The organism is Mycobacterium sp. SMC-11 (genome assembly GCF_046250095.1).
Classification (GTDB): domain Bacteria; phylum Actinomycetota; class Actinomycetes; order Mycobacteriales; family Mycobacteriaceae; genus Mycobacterium; species Mycobacterium heraklionense_A.
This window is the reverse complement of the sequence record NZ_CP176430.1, coordinates 926,661-942,623: the sequence shown is the minus strand read 5'-3', so window position 1 is coordinate 942,623 and position 15,963 is coordinate 926,661. Positions and strand designations below refer to the sequence as shown.

Annotated in this window: 10 protein-coding genes and 1 pseudogene; 5 read left to right on the top strand and 6 right to left on the bottom strand. The window is 66.1% G+C overall.

All coding sequences use genetic code 11. The annotated features are described in order from the left end of the window. The first annotated feature begins 392 nt into the window (after positions 1 to 392). Together ACKY0X_RS04505 and ACKY0X_RS04500 are read left to right on the top strand one after the other, a co-directional pair. Positions 393 to 2,507 carry a cellulase family glycosylhydrolase gene (locus tag ACKY0X_RS04505; RefSeq protein WP_409428482.1) on the top strand — a complete coding sequence of 705 codons (2,115 nt, stop codon included), beginning with the start codon at positions 393 to 395 and terminating at the stop codon, positions 2,505 to 2,507. A gap of 146 nt (positions 2,508 to 2,653) precedes the next feature. Next, positions 2,654 to 4,768: a cellulase family glycosylhydrolase gene (locus tag ACKY0X_RS04500; protein ID WP_409428481.1), complete on the top strand. Its 2,115-nt coding sequence runs from the start codon at positions 2,654 to 2,656 to the stop codon at positions 4,766 to 4,768. Between the two features lie 17 nt (positions 4,769 to 4,785). On the opposite strand, the pseudogene ACKY0X_RS04495 reads toward ACKY0X_RS04500, so the two are convergent. Then, a pseudogene (locus ACKY0X_RS04495) lies at positions 4,786 to 5,733 on the bottom strand (fumarylacetoacetate hydrolase family protein); the annotation flags it as partial. 3 nt (positions 5,734 to 5,736) lie between these two features. After that, positions 5,737 to 8,034, bottom strand: coding sequence for an ATP-dependent DNA ligase (locus ACKY0X_RS04490; RefSeq protein ID WP_409428480.1), 2,298 nt, complete (start codon positions 8,032 to 8,034; stop codon positions 5,737 to 5,739). A gap of 62 nt (positions 8,035 to 8,096) precedes the next feature. On the opposite strand from ACKY0X_RS04490, the gene ACKY0X_RS04485 reads away from it, so the two are divergent. After that, a complete protein-coding gene (locus ACKY0X_RS04485) occupies positions 8,097 to 8,969 on the top strand; it encodes a Ku protein (RefSeq protein ID WP_409428479.1) in 873 nt (290 codons plus the stop codon). Here the strand turns inward: ACKY0X_RS04485 and ACKY0X_RS04480 are convergent. The 4 genes from ACKY0X_RS04480 to ACKY0X_RS04465 form a co-directional block, all read right to left on the bottom strand. After that, positions 8,966 to 11,782 (bottom strand): RND family transporter, encoded by a 2,817-nt coding sequence (locus ACKY0X_RS04480; RefSeq protein WP_409428478.1) that lies wholly within the window; start codon positions 11,780 to 11,782, stop codon positions 8,966 to 8,968. The genes ACKY0X_RS04485 and ACKY0X_RS04480 overlap by 4 nt on opposite strands. Then, a complete protein-coding gene (locus ACKY0X_RS04475; protein WP_409428477.1) occupies positions 11,779 to 12,183 on the bottom strand; it encodes an MmpS family transport accessory protein in 405 nt (134 codons plus the stop codon). The genes ACKY0X_RS04480 and ACKY0X_RS04475 overlap by 4 nt, the downstream gene beginning before the upstream one ends. Before the next feature lie 147 nt (positions 12,184 to 12,330). Next, on the bottom strand, positions 12,331 to 12,936 hold the full coding sequence (locus ACKY0X_RS04470) for a TetR/AcrR family transcriptional regulator (protein ID WP_409428476.1): 606 nt from the start codon (positions 12,934 to 12,936) through the stop codon (positions 12,331 to 12,333). Positions 12,937 to 13,039: 103 nt separating this feature from the next. Further along, a complete protein-coding gene (locus ACKY0X_RS04465) occupies positions 13,040 to 14,545 on the bottom strand; it encodes a DUF222 domain-containing protein (RefSeq protein ID WP_409428475.1) in 1,506 nt (501 codons plus the stop codon). A gap of 88 nt (positions 14,546 to 14,633) precedes the next feature. Between ACKY0X_RS04465 and ACKY0X_RS04460 the strand changes: the two genes are divergently transcribed. Then, positions 14,634 to 14,978, top strand: coding sequence for a transposase (locus ACKY0X_RS04460; RefSeq protein ID WP_085266571.1), 345 nt, complete (start codon positions 14,634 to 14,636; stop codon positions 14,976 to 14,978). A 35-nt stretch (positions 14,979 to 15,013) separates the two neighbouring features. Beyond that, the gene (locus ACKY0X_RS04455; protein WP_409428474.1) at positions 15,014 to 15,925 is read left to right on the top strand and encodes a transposase; all 912 of its coding nucleotides are present in this window, start codon (positions 15,014 to 15,016) and stop codon (positions 15,923 to 15,925) included. Positions 15,926 to 15,963 lie beyond the last annotated feature (38 nt).

Sequence of the window (15,963 nt, the reverse complement as noted above, 5' to 3'; positions counted from 1 at the left end):
CTGCAGGGGGTATTCACACATGAAGACACAGAAGTATCTACCGGTTGAGCCACAAATCGGCCACGGTGACCACCAGCGGATAATCCGCCTGCTTCGCGCCGCAGCAGCTGAGGCCGGGCAGAGCGAAGCTCGTCGCCAATGGATCCGCGCCGCGACCCAGTGCTGATCGGGCTTTCGAAATAGTTGTCGCCGCGAACTATCGCGCGATTTCATTCGTGACGGCGTTGCAACGCGCCCACCAGCTATAACCGCTAGTCCAGCCGCGGCACGGAGGCGCCAACCGGGCACCGAATCGCATCCCTTTTCCGCCACACCCTTGCGCGTTGTTAAATAATTCATTTAGCTTCTCAGACAGGGCTCAGAAACAGGCGTGTCAGGGAAGGTTTGTCGAGATGTCTCGTCACCGCAGCAAGGTTGTGGGCAGCAAGGTTGTCGGAATCGCCGCGTTCTTGGCGATCGCTCCCATAACGCCGCCGGCCCACGCCGACCTCGACGACATGATGGACGTGCTGTTCACGCCGTTCGTCACCACCGAAGGCACCCTGGACGGTGACGCCCTGTTCGACGCGACCGCCTGGGACACCTTCTTGTCCTCCGGCCACTGGGACGCCGCCTTCGCCGCACTGGCCGAACCCAGCCCCGCGCTGGCCTTCGACTTCTACGCCGGCCTACACGACATCGCCGAGAAATGGATCGACAGCGACCTGGGCATCCAGGTCAACGGCGCCATCAACACGCTGTTCGGCTCCACGGTCATCGGCAACGGCGCCGACGGCACCGAAGAGCACCCCGACGGCGAGAACGGCGGCTGGCTCTTCGGTGACGGCGGCGCCGGCTGGAACAGCACCACCGACGGCGTCGCCGGCGGCCACGGCGGCTCGGCGGTCGGGCTCTTCGGCAACGGCGGCGCCGGCGGCGAAGGCGGTGCCGGTGCCGTCGGCGGCGACGGCGGCACCGGCGGCTGGCTGTGGGGCAACGGCGGCCACGGCGGCGACGCCGGCGACGGCGCCACCCTGGCCGGACTGCCCGCACTCGGCGGCGTCGGCGGGGTGGCCGGCCTGCTCTATGGCACCCACGGCGACGTCGGCCACTACGGCGCACTGCCGGGCGGGATCACCGGAACGGTCGCCCCGCCGGTGGAGGTGTCCAACGGCTGGCTCACCAACTCCGACGGCCAGGTCGTCATGTGGCACGGGCTCAACCAGGTCTACAAGATCGCCCCCTACGAACCGTCCGCCGGCGGGTTCAGCGACGACGATGCCGCCTTCCTGGCCGCAAACGGCTTCAACGCGGTCCGCCTGGGCGTGATCTGGGCCGGGGTCGAACCCGAACCCGGCGTCATCGACTACAGCTACCTCGCGTCGCTCCAACAGACCGTCCAGATGCTGGCGAACCACAACATCGTCGCCATCCTCGACATGCACCAAGACCTGTACAGCGGCAGCCTGGGCGGCGACGGCGCGCCAGACTGGGCCGTCTTAACCGGCGGGCTCCCCAACGTCGAGGCAGGCTTCCCGGGCAGCTACTTCGTCAGCCCGGCACAGAACTACGCCTGGGACGCGTTCTGGGCCAACGACAAAGCACCCGATGGGATCGGGTTGCAGAACCACTACGGTCTGATGTGGCAGGCCGTTGCCAACTACTTCAAGGGCGACCCCAACGTGGCCGGCTACGAGATCATGAACGAGCCGTGGTCAGGCACCCATACCCTGGGCAGCCTGTTGGGCAACCCCTACTTCGACTCCCAGCAGCTGACCCCGTTCTACAACCAGATCACCGAAGCCATCCGCTCCGTCGACCCGAACAAGACGGTGTTCTTCGGACCCACCACCCTCGAGGCCAGCCTGCCGGTGCCGAACCACCTGGGAACGGTCGACGACGACAACACCGTCTTCTCGTTCCACCACTACTGCATGGTGAACGCACTGTTCCCGACCATGAGCTTCGGTTGCGATTGGAATGCCGACCTCTCGTTCGGGTTCGCGATGGACTACGCGCAGGAGCACAACATTCCGGCGTTGCTCAGCGAGTTCGGCGCCACCAACAACATCCCGGCCATCACCGCCGGAATGAACGCCGCCAATCAGCACCTGATCGGTTGGACCGAGTGGGCCTACACCGGAGGCGACATCACCAGTACCTCACCGAACGATCAGGCTCTGGTCTACGACCTGACCAAGCCTCCGGTCGGCGACAACGTCAACTGGGACAAACTCGACGCCCTGTCTCAGCCCTACCCGCAGCTGATCTCGGGCACCCCGAGCTCCTGGTCGTTCTCGGGCGGAGTCTTCTCGTTCAGCTACTCCACCGACCAGGCCGACGGTACCGGGACCTTCGCAGCCGGATCGCAGACCACCATCTCCGTCCCGACCAGCCAATACCCCAACGGCTACACGGTGAATGTGACCGGCGGACACGTCACCTCCGGACCCAACGCGCCGGTGCTGACCATCGCGTCTGACTCCGACACGGCCACCACCATCACGGTGACCGTGAGGGCGTCCTAGGCGGCGAAATGGCGGATCACTTCGGACTGGGCGAGCGAGCGAAGCCCGCACCTCCCCTACCGCACCCTTGCGCAGGCTAAGTAACTCGTTTACCTTCTCAGGCAGACTTCAGCATCGGCCGTTGTCCATGAGAAGGGTTTGTCGGGATGTCTCGTCACCGCAGCAAGGTTGTGGGCAGCAAGGTTGTCGGAATCGCCGCGTTCTTGGCGATCGCTCCCATAACGCCGCCGGCCCACGCCGACCTCGACGACATGATGGACGTGCTGTTCACGCCGTTCGTCACCACCGAAGGCACCCTGGACGGTGACGCCCTGTTCGACGCGACCGCGTGGGACACCTTCTTGTCCTCCGGCCACTGGGACGCCGCCTTCGCCGCACTGGCCGAACCGGGCGCAGCCTTCGGCTTCGCTTTCGACCCCTATGCCGGGTTGTACAGCCTCGCCGAGAAGTGGATCGACAGCGACCTGGGCATCCAGGTCAACGGCGCCATCAACACGCTGTTCGGCTCCACGGTCATCGGCAACGGCGCCGACGGCACCGAGGACCACCCCGACGGCGAGAACGGCGGCTGGCTCTTCGGCAACGGCGGCGCCGGCTGGAACAGCACCACCGACGGCGTCGCCGGCGGCCACGGCGGAGCCGCCGGCGGAATCCTCGGCAACGGCGGCGCGGGCGGCGACGGCGGTGCCGGTGCCGTCGGCGGCGACGGTGGAGCCGCCGGTTGGCTGTTCGGCAACGGCGGCCATGGCGGCGACGCCGGTGACGGCGCCACCCTGGCTGGACTGCCCGCGCTGGGCGGCGTCGGCGGGGTGGCCGGTCTGCTCGATGGAACCCACGGCGCCGTAGGCCAATTCGGTGCCCTGCCCGGCGGTATCACCGGCACCGTTGCCCCTGTGGTGGAGGTGTCCAACGGCTGGCTCACCAACGCCGACGGCCAGGTCGTCATCTGGCACGGCCTCAACCAGGTCTACAAGGTCGCCCCATATGCGCCCTCTGGCGACGGCTTCAGTGACGACGATGCCGCCTTCCTGGCCGCCAACGGCTTCAATTCGGTGCGCCTGGGCATCATCTGGGCCGGGGTGGAGCCCCAACCCGGTGTCATCGACTACGACTACCTGGCGTCGGTCAAGGAAACCGTGGACATGCTGGCGCGGCACAACATCGTGGCGGTTCTCGACATGCATCAGGACCTCTACAACGAGGAGTTCGGCGGCGAGGGCGCTCCGGACTGGGCCACCTTCAACGGCGGGCTACCTCACATCGGCTTGGGTTTCCCATTCACCTACCCCGTGAGCCCGGCGCAGAACCACGCCTGGGATACGTTCTGGGCCAACACGAAGGCCTCCGACGGGATCGGGCTGCAGAACCACTACGCGTTGTCGTGGCAGGCCGTCGCGAACTACTTCAAGGGCGATCCCAATGTCGCCGGCTACGACATCATGAACGAGCCGTGGGCCGGCACGCACTGGCTGGGCAGCATCTTGGGCAACTCGTACTTCGAAGCCCAGCAACTGACCCCGTTCTACAACCAGATCGACGCGGCCATCCGATCCGTCGACCCGAACAAGACCGTGTTCTTCGAACCGCCCGCCCTCTTCGGCAGCCTGCCGGTGCCGACGAATTTGGGCACGGTGGACGACCCGAACTCGGCCTTCTCGTTCCACCACTACTGCCTCACGGCTTCACTGTTCCCCGGGACCAGCTTCGGTTGCGACTGGAACGCCGACGTCGTCCTCGACTACGCGATGGACTACACCCAGGCCCACAATATCCCGGGCTGGTTCAGCGAATTCGGCGCTACCAACAACATTGGAGCCATCGAAGCGAGCCTGCAGGCCACCAACCGGGCGCTGTTCGGTTGGGCCGAATGGGCCTACTCCGGCAAGGACATCACCAGCATCTCACCGGAGGACCAGGCGCTGGTGTTCGACCCGAGCAAGCCACCGGTCGGAGACAACGTCAACTGGGACAAACTCGACACGTTGGCCCAGCCCTACCCGCAGCTGATCTCGGGCATCCCGACCTCGTGGTCGTTCTCGGGCGGTGTCTTCTCCTTCAGCTACTCCACCGACCAGGCCGACGGATCCGGCACCTTCGGCGCCGGCTCCCAGACCACCATCTCGGTTCCCCCCAACCAATACCCCAACGGCTACACCGTCGAAGTGACCGGCGGACATGTCACCTCCGGACCCAACGCCTCGCAGCTGATCATCACCTCAGACGGCGCCTCGGCCATCACGGTCACCGTCAAGGCGTCCTAGGCACCCTAGGCACCCTAGGGGCGCGGGCGCTCCGCCAACGGTATCGGCGGAGCGCTGGCACGCACCGTCTGACGCACCTCGCCGAGGCCCTGCACCTGCAGGGTCACCACGTCACCGTCACTCAGCCAACCCGGAAACGGTTGCGGCAGAGCGGGATCGAGGTGCTCGAGCAGGGTGCAGGTCGGCACTGTGCCGGATCCGAAGACGTCACCCGGTTCCAGCGGCACCCCGCGCGACGCGTAGCTGATGATCTCGCCGAAGCTCCAGTCCATGGCCTCGGTCGACCCGATACCCACGATCACGTCGTTGACGATCGCGGTGGCGTGCAGGCTGAGTCTGCCGTTGCGACGGTAGGGCTCCAGCTCGTCGGGGGTGACCAGGTAGGGACCCAAGGTGACCCCGCTGTCCTTGCCCTTGGCCTGCCCGATCGCCAGCACGCCCTCCTGGGCCTGCAGGTCCCGCGCCGACCAGTCGTTGAAAATCGTATAGCCGATGATGGCCTGCTCGGCTTGCTCTACCGACAGGTTCGCGCCGGGCGTGCCGATGATCGCGGCGACCTCCAACTCGAAGTCTTGGCAGACACTGCCGGGCGCCATGGGCGCATCGTCATAGGGCCCTAGAACCGTTGCCGGGCAGGCGAAATAGAACGCCGGGATTCGGTACCAGGTGTCGTCGAGGTCGCGGCTGCGGCCGGTCGCGGCCAGGCAGTTGCGCATGTGGTCCAGGAAGCACAGGCTGTCGCGGATCGACGGCGGACGCGGGATCGGCGCCATCAGCGTCACCTGATCGGCCCGCACCGTCGCCGCCGGCGCGGCCAACGCCCGTTCGCCGGCGTCGCGCAGACCATCTGGCCCGAGCCGGATCAGCTCCAGTAGCGTCACACCGGGCGGCAGCGCATGGACCACGTCCCCGTCCAGGACCCCCGTGCGCTCACCGTCTTCGCTTCGATAGGTCACCCACCGCACCGGTCAATCCTCACCCACCACCTCATCCGGGGTCTTGTCGGGCCGCAGTCCGCGCCAGCTGGGCTGGCGCAGCCGGCCATCGGCCGTGCGTTCGCTGAAGCGCACTTCGCCCACCACCGTCGGTTCCACAAACGTGACGCCCTTGGCGTCCGGCGCGGGAAGCGGTGCCCCAAACGGTGATTCGCCGGCGCGGAGCGGCACCAGCATCTTCTTCAGGGCGGCCAGCTGGCGCTCGGTGAAACCCGTACCGACCCGGCCGACGAAACGCAGGCCGGCATCACCCTCGGGAATGCCCATCAGCAGCGACCCGATCCCCCCGCTCGTGCCTTTCCGAGCGCTCTCCCTTCTGGCCCGCCAGCCGCCTATCACTACCTCCTGGGTTCGCCAGTACTTCTCCTTGACCCACGCCGCCGAACGGCGCCCCGGCTGATAGGGCGAATCCCATTTCTTGGCGATCACCCCTTCCCAGCCCAGCTTGCGGGACTGTTCGAGCGCCTTCGCCCCGTCGGGCGCCAACAGATCTTGGACCACTAGATCGGTTCCGCGCGCAAGGGTTTCCAGGAGACGGCGCCGATCCCGATAGGCCACCCGCAACAGCGGGCGCCCGTCGAGATAGAGCAAGTCGAAAGCCCAGAACTGTAGGCGGGCCGCACGGGCGCTGTTCTGCATCGCAGCGAAGCTGGGGTCACCGTGGTCGTCGAGCGCGACGAGTTCGCCATCGAGCACCAGATGGTGCTCGGCCAGGTCGGCGGCCGGAAACGGCAGCTGCGGGTATTCGCCTGTCACGTCACGTCCGCTGCGGGCGCGCAACCGCAGCCGACCGCGATCGGCTTCCACCAGCAGCCGGTAGCCGTCCCACTTGCCTTCGAAAGCCCACTGGCTTGGGTCCAGTCGCGCCACCGAGCCGTGCGTGGCCAGCATTGGGGCCAGCTCGTTGAACGTGAATGCCTGCTGGTCTTTCATCCGGTGCGCCAGCCACTGGTCACCGCCGGTGCGGATCAGCGCGTATCGCCCGGAGATCCGGCTGCCGGTGAGCACGACGATCACCTCCCCTTTTTCGGCCCCGTCCTCGAACTTCTCGGTCACATAGGTGCCCGAATCCCAGATGCGCACGGTGCCCGCACCGTACTCGCCCTTGGGGATGGTGCCTTCGAAGCTGCCGTATTCCAGCGGATGGTCCTCGGTGCGCACTGCGAGATGGTTGACCGACGTGGAGTCCGGAAGGTTCTTGGGCACCGCCCAGCTCACCAACACCCCGTCGCGCTCCAGCCGAAAGTCGTAGTGCAGCCGGCGGGCGTGGTGTTCGTGGATGACAAAGCTGTTGCCCTCACCGGGCGCCGGCGCCGCGGCCGGAACGGGTTCGGGGGTCCGGCCCGCGTCACGTTTGGCCCGGTACACCGCCAACCGGTCCGGTGCCTGCGGCGGTGGGTCCAGGGCGGCCAACAGGTCGCCGTCGCGCTCAACGCGGTCCAGCACTTCGTCAAAGCGCAGCTGCCGCAGGCCCGGGTCGTCCAGCTCGGCCCAGGTGCGTGGAGCAGCGACCGTCGGCTGGTCTCGGCCGCGCAGCGAGTACGGCGCAATGGTCGTCTTGGCCGCGTTGTTCTGGCTCCAGTCGAGAAACACCTTGCCGACCCGCAGCTTCTTGGCCATGGTCGCGGTCACCAGTTCGGGCATCTCGGTTTCGAGCTGTTGCGCAATGCGTTTGGCTAATGTGGCGGCTCCAGCGCTGCTCACCGGGCGCTCGAGGGCGGCGTACAGGTGCACTCCCTTACTGCCGCTGGTGACCGGAAAGGTGTCCAACCCCAGCTCGGACATCAGGTCCCGGATAGCTCGCGCCACTTCGGCGAGCTGACTCATCGCCACGCCCTCGCCAGGGTCGAGGTCGAACACCAGACGCGTTGCCAGTCCGGGTGCGAGCACCTTGCCGCCGTGGCTCCATTGCGTTTCGAACCGCCACTGCGGGACGTGGACTTCCAGCGCGGCCTGCTGGGCGATCCAGGCCAGGCCGTCGAGGTCCTCGATGATCGGATAGGTGGTGACGCCGGAGCGATGCTGAATGTCCGCGCGAGGCACCCAGCCCGGAGCTGAGGAAGCGAGCTGCTTTTCGAAGAAGGATCCCTGTTCAACACCGTTGGGCCAACGTTTGCGCGTCGCCGGGCGCCCGGCGATGTGCGGCAGCATTACCTGGGCGATCCGGGTGTAGTAGTCGAAGACATCGGCTTTGGTGGTGCCCGTGGCGGGGTAGAGCACCTTGTCGGCGTTGGTCAGCGTGACCCGGGTCTGCACGGACTCAGCGGCCATGCAACCAACCTACGTCGCGCCAATGCAGGTTATCGGCACATCTGGGTGGGCATACTGGCCCTATGCGTTCCATCTGGAAGGGTTCGATCGCATTCGGTCTGGTCAACGTGCCGGTGAAGGTCTACAGCGCCACCGAAGACCATGACATCAAGTTCCGCCAGGTGCACGCCAAGGACCACGGGCGAATTCGCTACCGGCGGGTGTGCGAGGAGTGCGGCGAAGTCGTCGACTACGGCGACATCGCGCGGGCGTACGAGTCCGACGACGGGCGGATGGTGGTGATCACCGACGACGACATCGCGAACCTCCCCGAGGAGCGCGACCACGAGATCGCCGTACTGGAGTTCGTCCCGACCGCTGACCTGGATCCGATGCTGTATGACCGCTCCTACTTTCTGGAGCCCGCGTCGAAGTCGATCAAATCCTATGTGCTGCTGGCCAAGACGCTGGCCGAAACTGACCGGGTGGCCATCGTGCACTTCACGCTGCGCAACAAGACCCGCCTGGCGGCGCTGCGGGTCAAGGACTTCTCCAAGCGCGACGTGATGGTGGTGCACACCCTGCTGTGGCCGGACGAGATTCGCGACCCGGACTTCCCCGCGCTGGACACCAAGGTGGAGATCAAGCCGGCCGAGCTGAAGATGGCCGGGCAGGTGGTCGAGTCGATGGCCGACGATTTCGACCCGGACCGCTACCACGACACGTATCAGGAGCAGTTGCACGAGTTGATCGCGGCCAAACTCGAAGGCGACGAGGCGTTCACTCCCGAGGAGCGTCCCGCCGAACTGGATGCGACCGAAGATGTTTCCGACCTACTGGCCAAGCTCGAGGCCAGCGTGAAGAAACGCTCGTCCGCCGAGAAGGCCCCGGCCAAAAGGGCACCGGCCAAGAAAGCTCCGGCGAAAAAGGCTCCCGCCAAAAAGGCGCGGGCTTAGGAGCTCGCGGCTACCGCGGGCCGTTGACGCACCCGTTGCGGCCACCAGAACCAGCGCCCGAGCAGCGCCGCGATGGACGGGGTCATGAACGACCGCACGATCAGCGTGTCGAACAGCAGGCCGAGCGCAATCGTGGTGCCGATCTGGCCGAGGATCCGCAGGTCACTGAAGATGAACGACGCCATGGTCGCGGAAAACACCAGCCCGGCAGCAGTCACGACTGAACCCGTGCCGCCCATTGCCCGGATGATCCCGGTATTGATACCCGCGCGGATCTCCTCGGAGAACCGCGAGATCAACAGCAGGTTGTAGTCCGAGCCCACCGCCAGCAACAGAATGACGGCCAGGGCCAACACGATCCAGTACAGATGGATGCCGAACAGGTACTGCCACACCAGCACCGACAGACCGAATGAGGCGCCCAGCGAAAGCGCAACGGTGCCCACGATGACGATCGCGGCGACCAGGCTGCGGGTGATGATCATCATGATCAGCAGAATCAGGGTCAGCGCAGCGATCCCGGCGATCAGCAGGTCGTATTTGGCGGCGTCGGCGATGTCCTTGTAGGTCGAGGCGGTGCCGGCGAGGTAGATGTGCGAACCCTGCAGCGGGGTCCCTTTGACCGCTTCCTTGGCGGCGTTGCGAATCGAGTCGATGTGCGCGATGCCCTCCGGGGTCGCCGGGTCGCCCTCGTGGGTGATGATCATCTGCGCCGCTTTGCCGTCCGGCGACATGAACAACTTCATCCCACGTTTGAATTCGGCGTTGTCGAATGCTTCCGGCGGTAGGTAGAAGGAGTCGTCATTCTTGGCTTCGTCGAAGGCCTGACCCATGGCGGCCGGATTGTCGTTGGCGGCGGCGGACTGGTCGCTGATCCCGGAGTTGGTGGCGTAATTGTTCAGCGCCAGATCGCGGTTGACTCGCTGGCTTTCGATCTGGGACGGAATCAGCTCCACCAGCTGCGGTTGCAGGGCGTCCAGCTTGTCCAAGGTGGTGGTGAGCTGTCCGAGCTTCTCGCTGAGCTTGTCGATGCCGTCCTGCAGGTCGAACACATTGCGCAGCGCAGCACACGCCGGGATGTCGAAGCAGTGCGGTTCCCAGTAAAAGTAGCTGCGGATCGGCCGGAAGAAGTCGTCGAAGTTCGCGATCTGGTCCCGCAGTTCGTTGGTGAGGTCGACGGTGTCGTGAAAGCTCTGGGTTTCCGAATGGGTGGCGTCGGCGAGCTGCTGCTGTAGCGCATATTGCTGCTCCAGCGTGTGGATCGACTTCTCGGCTTCAGCCGCCTGTTTGAGCAGATCGGCCGCCCGGTCCATCTGATACTTCAGATTCTGGGTCTGGGCGACATTTCCCTGGCCGACCGAGAACGGTATCGACGTGTGCTTGAGCGGGGTGCCCAACGGGCGGGTCATCGACTGCACTTTGGCAATACCCGGCGTGTGAAACACGGCTTTGGCGACGCGTTCCAAAACCAGGAAGGACGCCGGGTTGCGCAGGTCGTGGTCGGCTTCGATCATCAGCAGTTCGGGGTTCAGCCGGGCTTGCGAGAAATGGCGTTCGGCTGCGGCATAGCCGATGTTGGCCGGGGCACGATCCGGCATGTAGATCCGGGCGTCGTAGCTGGTCTTGTAGCCCGGCAGGGCGAGCAAGCCGATCAGGGCCACGCCGCAGGCCACCACCAGGATCGGTCCGGGCCACCGGACGATGGCGGCACCGATCCGGCGCCAGCCGCGGGTCCGCATCGCGCGGGTGGGTTCGAAGAATCCGAACCGGCTGCCCAGCGTGAGCACCGCCGACGTCAGGGTCAACGCGGCGATCAGCGCGACGAATATGCCGATGGCAGCGGGCAGCCCCAGGGTGTGGAAGTAGGGCAGCCGGGTGAAGGTCAGGCAGTACACGGCGCCGGAAATGGTCAGGCCCGAGCCGATCACGACGTGGGCGGTGCCGCGGTACATGGTGTAGAAAGCCGTCTCCGGGTCTTCGCCGGCCGCGCGCGCCTCCTGGTAGCGGCTGATGATGAAGATCGCGTAGTCGGTTCCCGCGGCGATCGCGAGCAAGGTCAGCAGATTCGTTGAGTACGTTGATAATCCGATGATCTCGTGGTAACCGAGGAACGCGACGAAACCACGCGCGGCGGCCATCTCGATGGCGACGGTGAGCAGCGCGAGCACAGTGGTGCCGATCGAGCGGTAGACCGCGAACAGCATGAGCGCGATCACCAGGAAGGTGATCGCGGTGACCTTGTTGGTGCCCTCACTGCCGACCGAGAACTGGTCGGCGACCAGCGGGGCCGCGCCCGTCACATAGGCGTGAACGCCGGGCGGTGCCGGTGTGCGCTCGACGATGTCACGGACGGCGGCCACCGACTCATTGGCCAACGTCTCGCCCTGACTTCCGGCCAAGAACACCTGCGCCAGTGCGGCTTTGCCGTCGTTGCTCTGCGATCCGGCGGCGGTCAGCGGATCGCCCCAGAAGTCCTGGATGTGTTGGACGTGGCGGGTGTCGTCCCGCAGCTTGGCGACCAGGGTGTCGTAGAACCGGTGCGCTTCGGCACCAAGTGGCTGATCGCCTTCGATGACGATCATCGCCGCGCTGTCGGTGTCGTACTGCTGGAACACTTTTCCGATGCGCTTCGCGGCCTGGTACGACGGCGCGTCGTGCGAGCTCATCCCCACGTTGTGGGCTTCGGCCACCACCTCAAGTTGGGGCACGAGACTGTTCGTCACGGCGGCCAGCGCCACCCAGAACAGCACGATCGGCAGTGCCAGGCCGCGGATGGTGCGTGGCCAGAAGGGCCGTCGGCCGGGCTCGCTCATCCGGACTTGTCCAAGCAGAAGATGTAGGCGCTCACGGCGTCGGAGGTCCTTTCGTCCTTGAGCTCGCCGTCGATCACGATGCGGCAGCCCAGGGTGTCGCCGTTGCCCTGGGCCCGCAGATCGGCGATGACTGCCGGTTCCGTCGTCGTCGCCTGGTATCTCCAGGGCAGCGGGGCGTCGATGACCTGCTGCGGAGCGGCGTTGACATCGAGATAGTTGATGGTGGCTGTAGCCCCCGGGGCGCCGAAGACCTCGTAGACGACGTCCTTCGGGTTGAACGGGACGATGTCCTCGGCGGCGTCACTGCTGGTCGATGTGGTGTCACCCGAGCCGAAGATGCCGTGCAGTCGATACACGCAGAACGCGGCGACGGCGACCACCGCGACCGCCACCAAGACCATCCACCCACGCCGGACCAGGGGAAAAAACGACGGTCTCTTCACCGGAAGCCTCTCGGTATCCGTGGACAGCTCGAATGAAATAAACCGTACGGTACGGAACCGTACGGTTCAATAGTGCGCGGCGGCACGATTTCGTGAAACGCGAAGTCAGTGGGCGAGGCGGGTGAGAGCCGGCAGGACCACCTGATCGACGAGGTTCGCCACGGTGTGCGTGGTGGGCACCCGACCCGAGACCAGGGACCGGAAAATCAGATATCCGGGCAACAGATCCCAGAGGTCGTCATCGATGGCATCGGCTTCGATCTCTCCACGGTCGACGGCTTGCCCCAGGATGTGGAGGACCAATGCCTTGCGCTGATCAACGAAATGACTCTGCATCACCTCGTTCAGCGCTGGGTTTCGCGATACCTCCACCAGCACCGCGCGCAGCGTGCCGGCGTGCTGCGCGACCTGTTGGCAGACCAGCTCCCCCAGCCGCAACAGATCACCGCGCAGCGTGCCGGTGTCGGGCGGGACCGCGACCTGGCGGATGCCCTCCGTGAACGCGGCCAACACCAATTCGGCCTTCGACGGCCAACGCCGGTAGACCGTAGCCTTGCTCGCTCGCGCGGTGGCCGCGACCGCGTCGACCGTTAACCTGTCGTAGCCGTTTTCCTGCAGCAGCTGCAAGGTGATTTCCAACAGCTCGACTTCGCGCGGCGACCAGGCCGGGGCGCCGGGAACGTCGAGGTTCGAAGTCACGGCATCAACCATAGAATGCCGCCGATTCAAAAGACGGTTTCAGCTCATAGTCGATATCGCCAGACTGGCGGCAGGAGTGTTGCACTCCTGACGTGGCTTCGACTGCTCATCGGCGTCAGGGCGGGGTTTTGTTGAGGGTGCGTTCGGCCTCGATGCACCGGAGCCGGTCTTGGATTCGGGTGCGCTTGCGTGTGGGCATCATCAGGGTGCGGTCGCCGGTTGATGTCGGTGGTGACGGTGGTGACGGTGGTGCGGTGGTCGGCAGGCACAGGGCGGGGAATAGCAGCATGCTGCCGGGCCGTGTGGTGTAGGTGTGGCCGGTGGGGCTGGTCCATTCGATGGTGCCGTTGGGGTGCTGACGGTCGGTCCAGCCCCCGCGGCCGGTCCAGAAGGTCTTGAGTAAGTGGTGTTTTCGGCAGAGGCAGCGCAGGTTGGCTGGGTGGGTGGCTCCCTGCGGGTGGGCCACGGCGTGGTCGATGTCGCAGTGGGTGGCGGGCTGGTCGCAGCCGGGGAATCGGCAGGTGAGGTCGCGGGCCCGGACGAAGGCGGCCAACGCTGTCGAGGGCCGGTAGTGCGGTTCGGCCGGCAGGTCGGCCGGGTTGCGCAGCGGTTTGACGGTGGCGCCGTTATTGACCAGCTGGGCCAGCAGCGGCGCCGGTATGGTGCCGCCACCGATGATCTGCCCGGAGGGCGCCGGACGCGTCTGGGGTGCCGGCGTGGTTGCCGCACCGGCTGGCGTGGAGGTTTGGTCGGGGGCGCCGGCGCCGAACCTGGGGTCGGCCGGGTTGTCCAGGGTGGTTTGGTCGGCGAGGACGTAGACGGTGACGTTGGCCGCGCGGGCGTCGTCTGCCCCGGCGGCGGGGCAGTCGGTGTTGCCGCAGACGCAGGCCAGGGTGTCGGCTCCGTTGGCCAGGGCGCCGAGGGCATCGGCGCGGCGTTGGGCCAGGGTGCGGGGATCGTCGTCGCAGACAGTGCGGGCCAGTTGGGTCAGGCGCCGTTCGAGTGCGGTGGCATCGGTGGCAAACAGTCGGCCCCACAGGCCGGTGGTGCCGTTTTCGCTGTTGCGGGTGTCGACGACAATTTCGCGGCCGCGGGCGTCGCGCTCCTGGCGCCGGACGGCGTCGGGGTCATGCCGCTCGATCAGGGCGTCGATGGCCGCCGCGGTCTTGGCCGCCGACAGGGGCCCCAGGCCGGTGGCGATCGCGGCGAGTTCGGTGTCGACGGCGTTCAGTAGGTACGGGTTGGTGATCAACGTGGTGCGCCAGACGATCGTGGCCACCAGCCGGCTGTTGATCGCCCCGTCGAGAAACAGTGCGGCCACCTTCGGCAGCCGTTCCCGCAGTGCCGTGGCCAGATACATCTGCGAGGACGCCATCCCGTGGCTGATCTGCTCGGCAGCGCCGACCTCGCAGGCCGCGGCGTCCCAGTAGTCACAGGACCAGCGTGACCGGTTCACCGCATCGGACCCGCGGGTGCGCCGAGCCACCAACTCGCCGATCGCCGCCAGCCGGCGCGCCGAGGCCGCGGCCTCCACCCGGGCCCACTCCGAGATGGCCGCCACCAGGGCCTTGTCGTCGGCCCCCGCCAACGACCCCGGCCCCGGCAGACCTTCATCGAACATACGTTCGAATATACGCCGATCCACTGACTCAAACTTTCTGACAGGGCCGCGTTATTCACAACGCGGCCGTGAGGAGGTTGAGTGGGTCATGGTCCGATCACGACGAACGAAGATCCCTGCGGAGGAGAAAACCCGGCTGGTGCTGGCGGTACTGGCCGGGGAGATGACCGGTGCCGAGGCCGCCCGGCGGGGCGGGGTGTCCTCGACCCAAGTGACGAAGTGGAAGCATCAGTTCCTTGAGGCCGGCGCTCAACGGATGCAGGAAGTGCCCGGTGGAGCCCCAGGGCAGGCCGGTACCCCTGAACAGCGCCGACTCCGGCGCGAGAACGAGGAACTCAAGCTCGCGCTCGCCGAGGCGACGGTGCAACTGCGGATCTGGCAGCGCGGCGCCGCGCTGATCAATCAGGTCCCTTCCAGGACCTCGAAGCCCTAAGAGAGGCAGCTCAACTGCCGGTTTCGAGGTTCGCCTTGCTCGCCGGCATCCCGGAGCGGACCTATCGACGCCGCCTGGCTCGGACGCGCGCCGGTAACCCACCCAAAGGCCCCTGGCCGGCGCCTCAAGTCGACCGTATTGAGGCCCTGGCCGCCAAATACGCCGAAGCCTGGCCAGCCTGGGGCTACCGCAAGATCGCCGCCTTAATGCGTGCCGATGGCCACGAGGTCACCAATTCCTCGGTCCAACGCGCGCTACGACGCCGCGGCCTGCTGCTGCCTCAAGGCTTCCGAGCCGACCGCAAATCATGGGCCGCGTTGCGTCGACAGGTGTTTCACGATCCGCCGACCGAGCGCAACCGGGTCTGGCAGACCGACTTCTCCGAGTTCGAAACAGCCCACGGGGGGATCTGGCGGATCAGCGCCGTGATCGACTACGTCTCCAAGTACTGCCTGGCGATCACCGTCACCCCCACCGGTCGCGGCGTCGACGCCGTGCACTGCATCCGACTCGCGGTCGAGGAAGCCGCCCGCGTACTGAACCTGGCCGACCTGCGGCTAGATCGCGGGCAGATGGCGGTCCTCGACACCCAGGACCACGTCATCGGCTACATGCCCGCCCCCATCGCCGTCGTCTCCGACAACGGGCCCTGCTACCGCGGCAAAGACTTCCAAAGCCTCTTCACCGGGCACGATCCACTACTGCGCCACATCCGCACCCGAATCAAAGCACCGCAGACCAACGGTGTCATCGAGCGCTTCTTCGGGACCCTGAAATACGAGCACCTCTTCCGCGGCTACATCGGCGACGGCGACGCACTCGACATGGAAGCCCACCGCTTCCGCATCATCTACAACACCATCCGGCCACACCAAGCCATCCAAGACCGCACCCCGCAGCAGGCCTACCTGAACCCAATCACCCAAACAAACCTGCCAACTTCTTGACTCAAGACACCGATCCACTGCCTCGTGCAACGGACTTC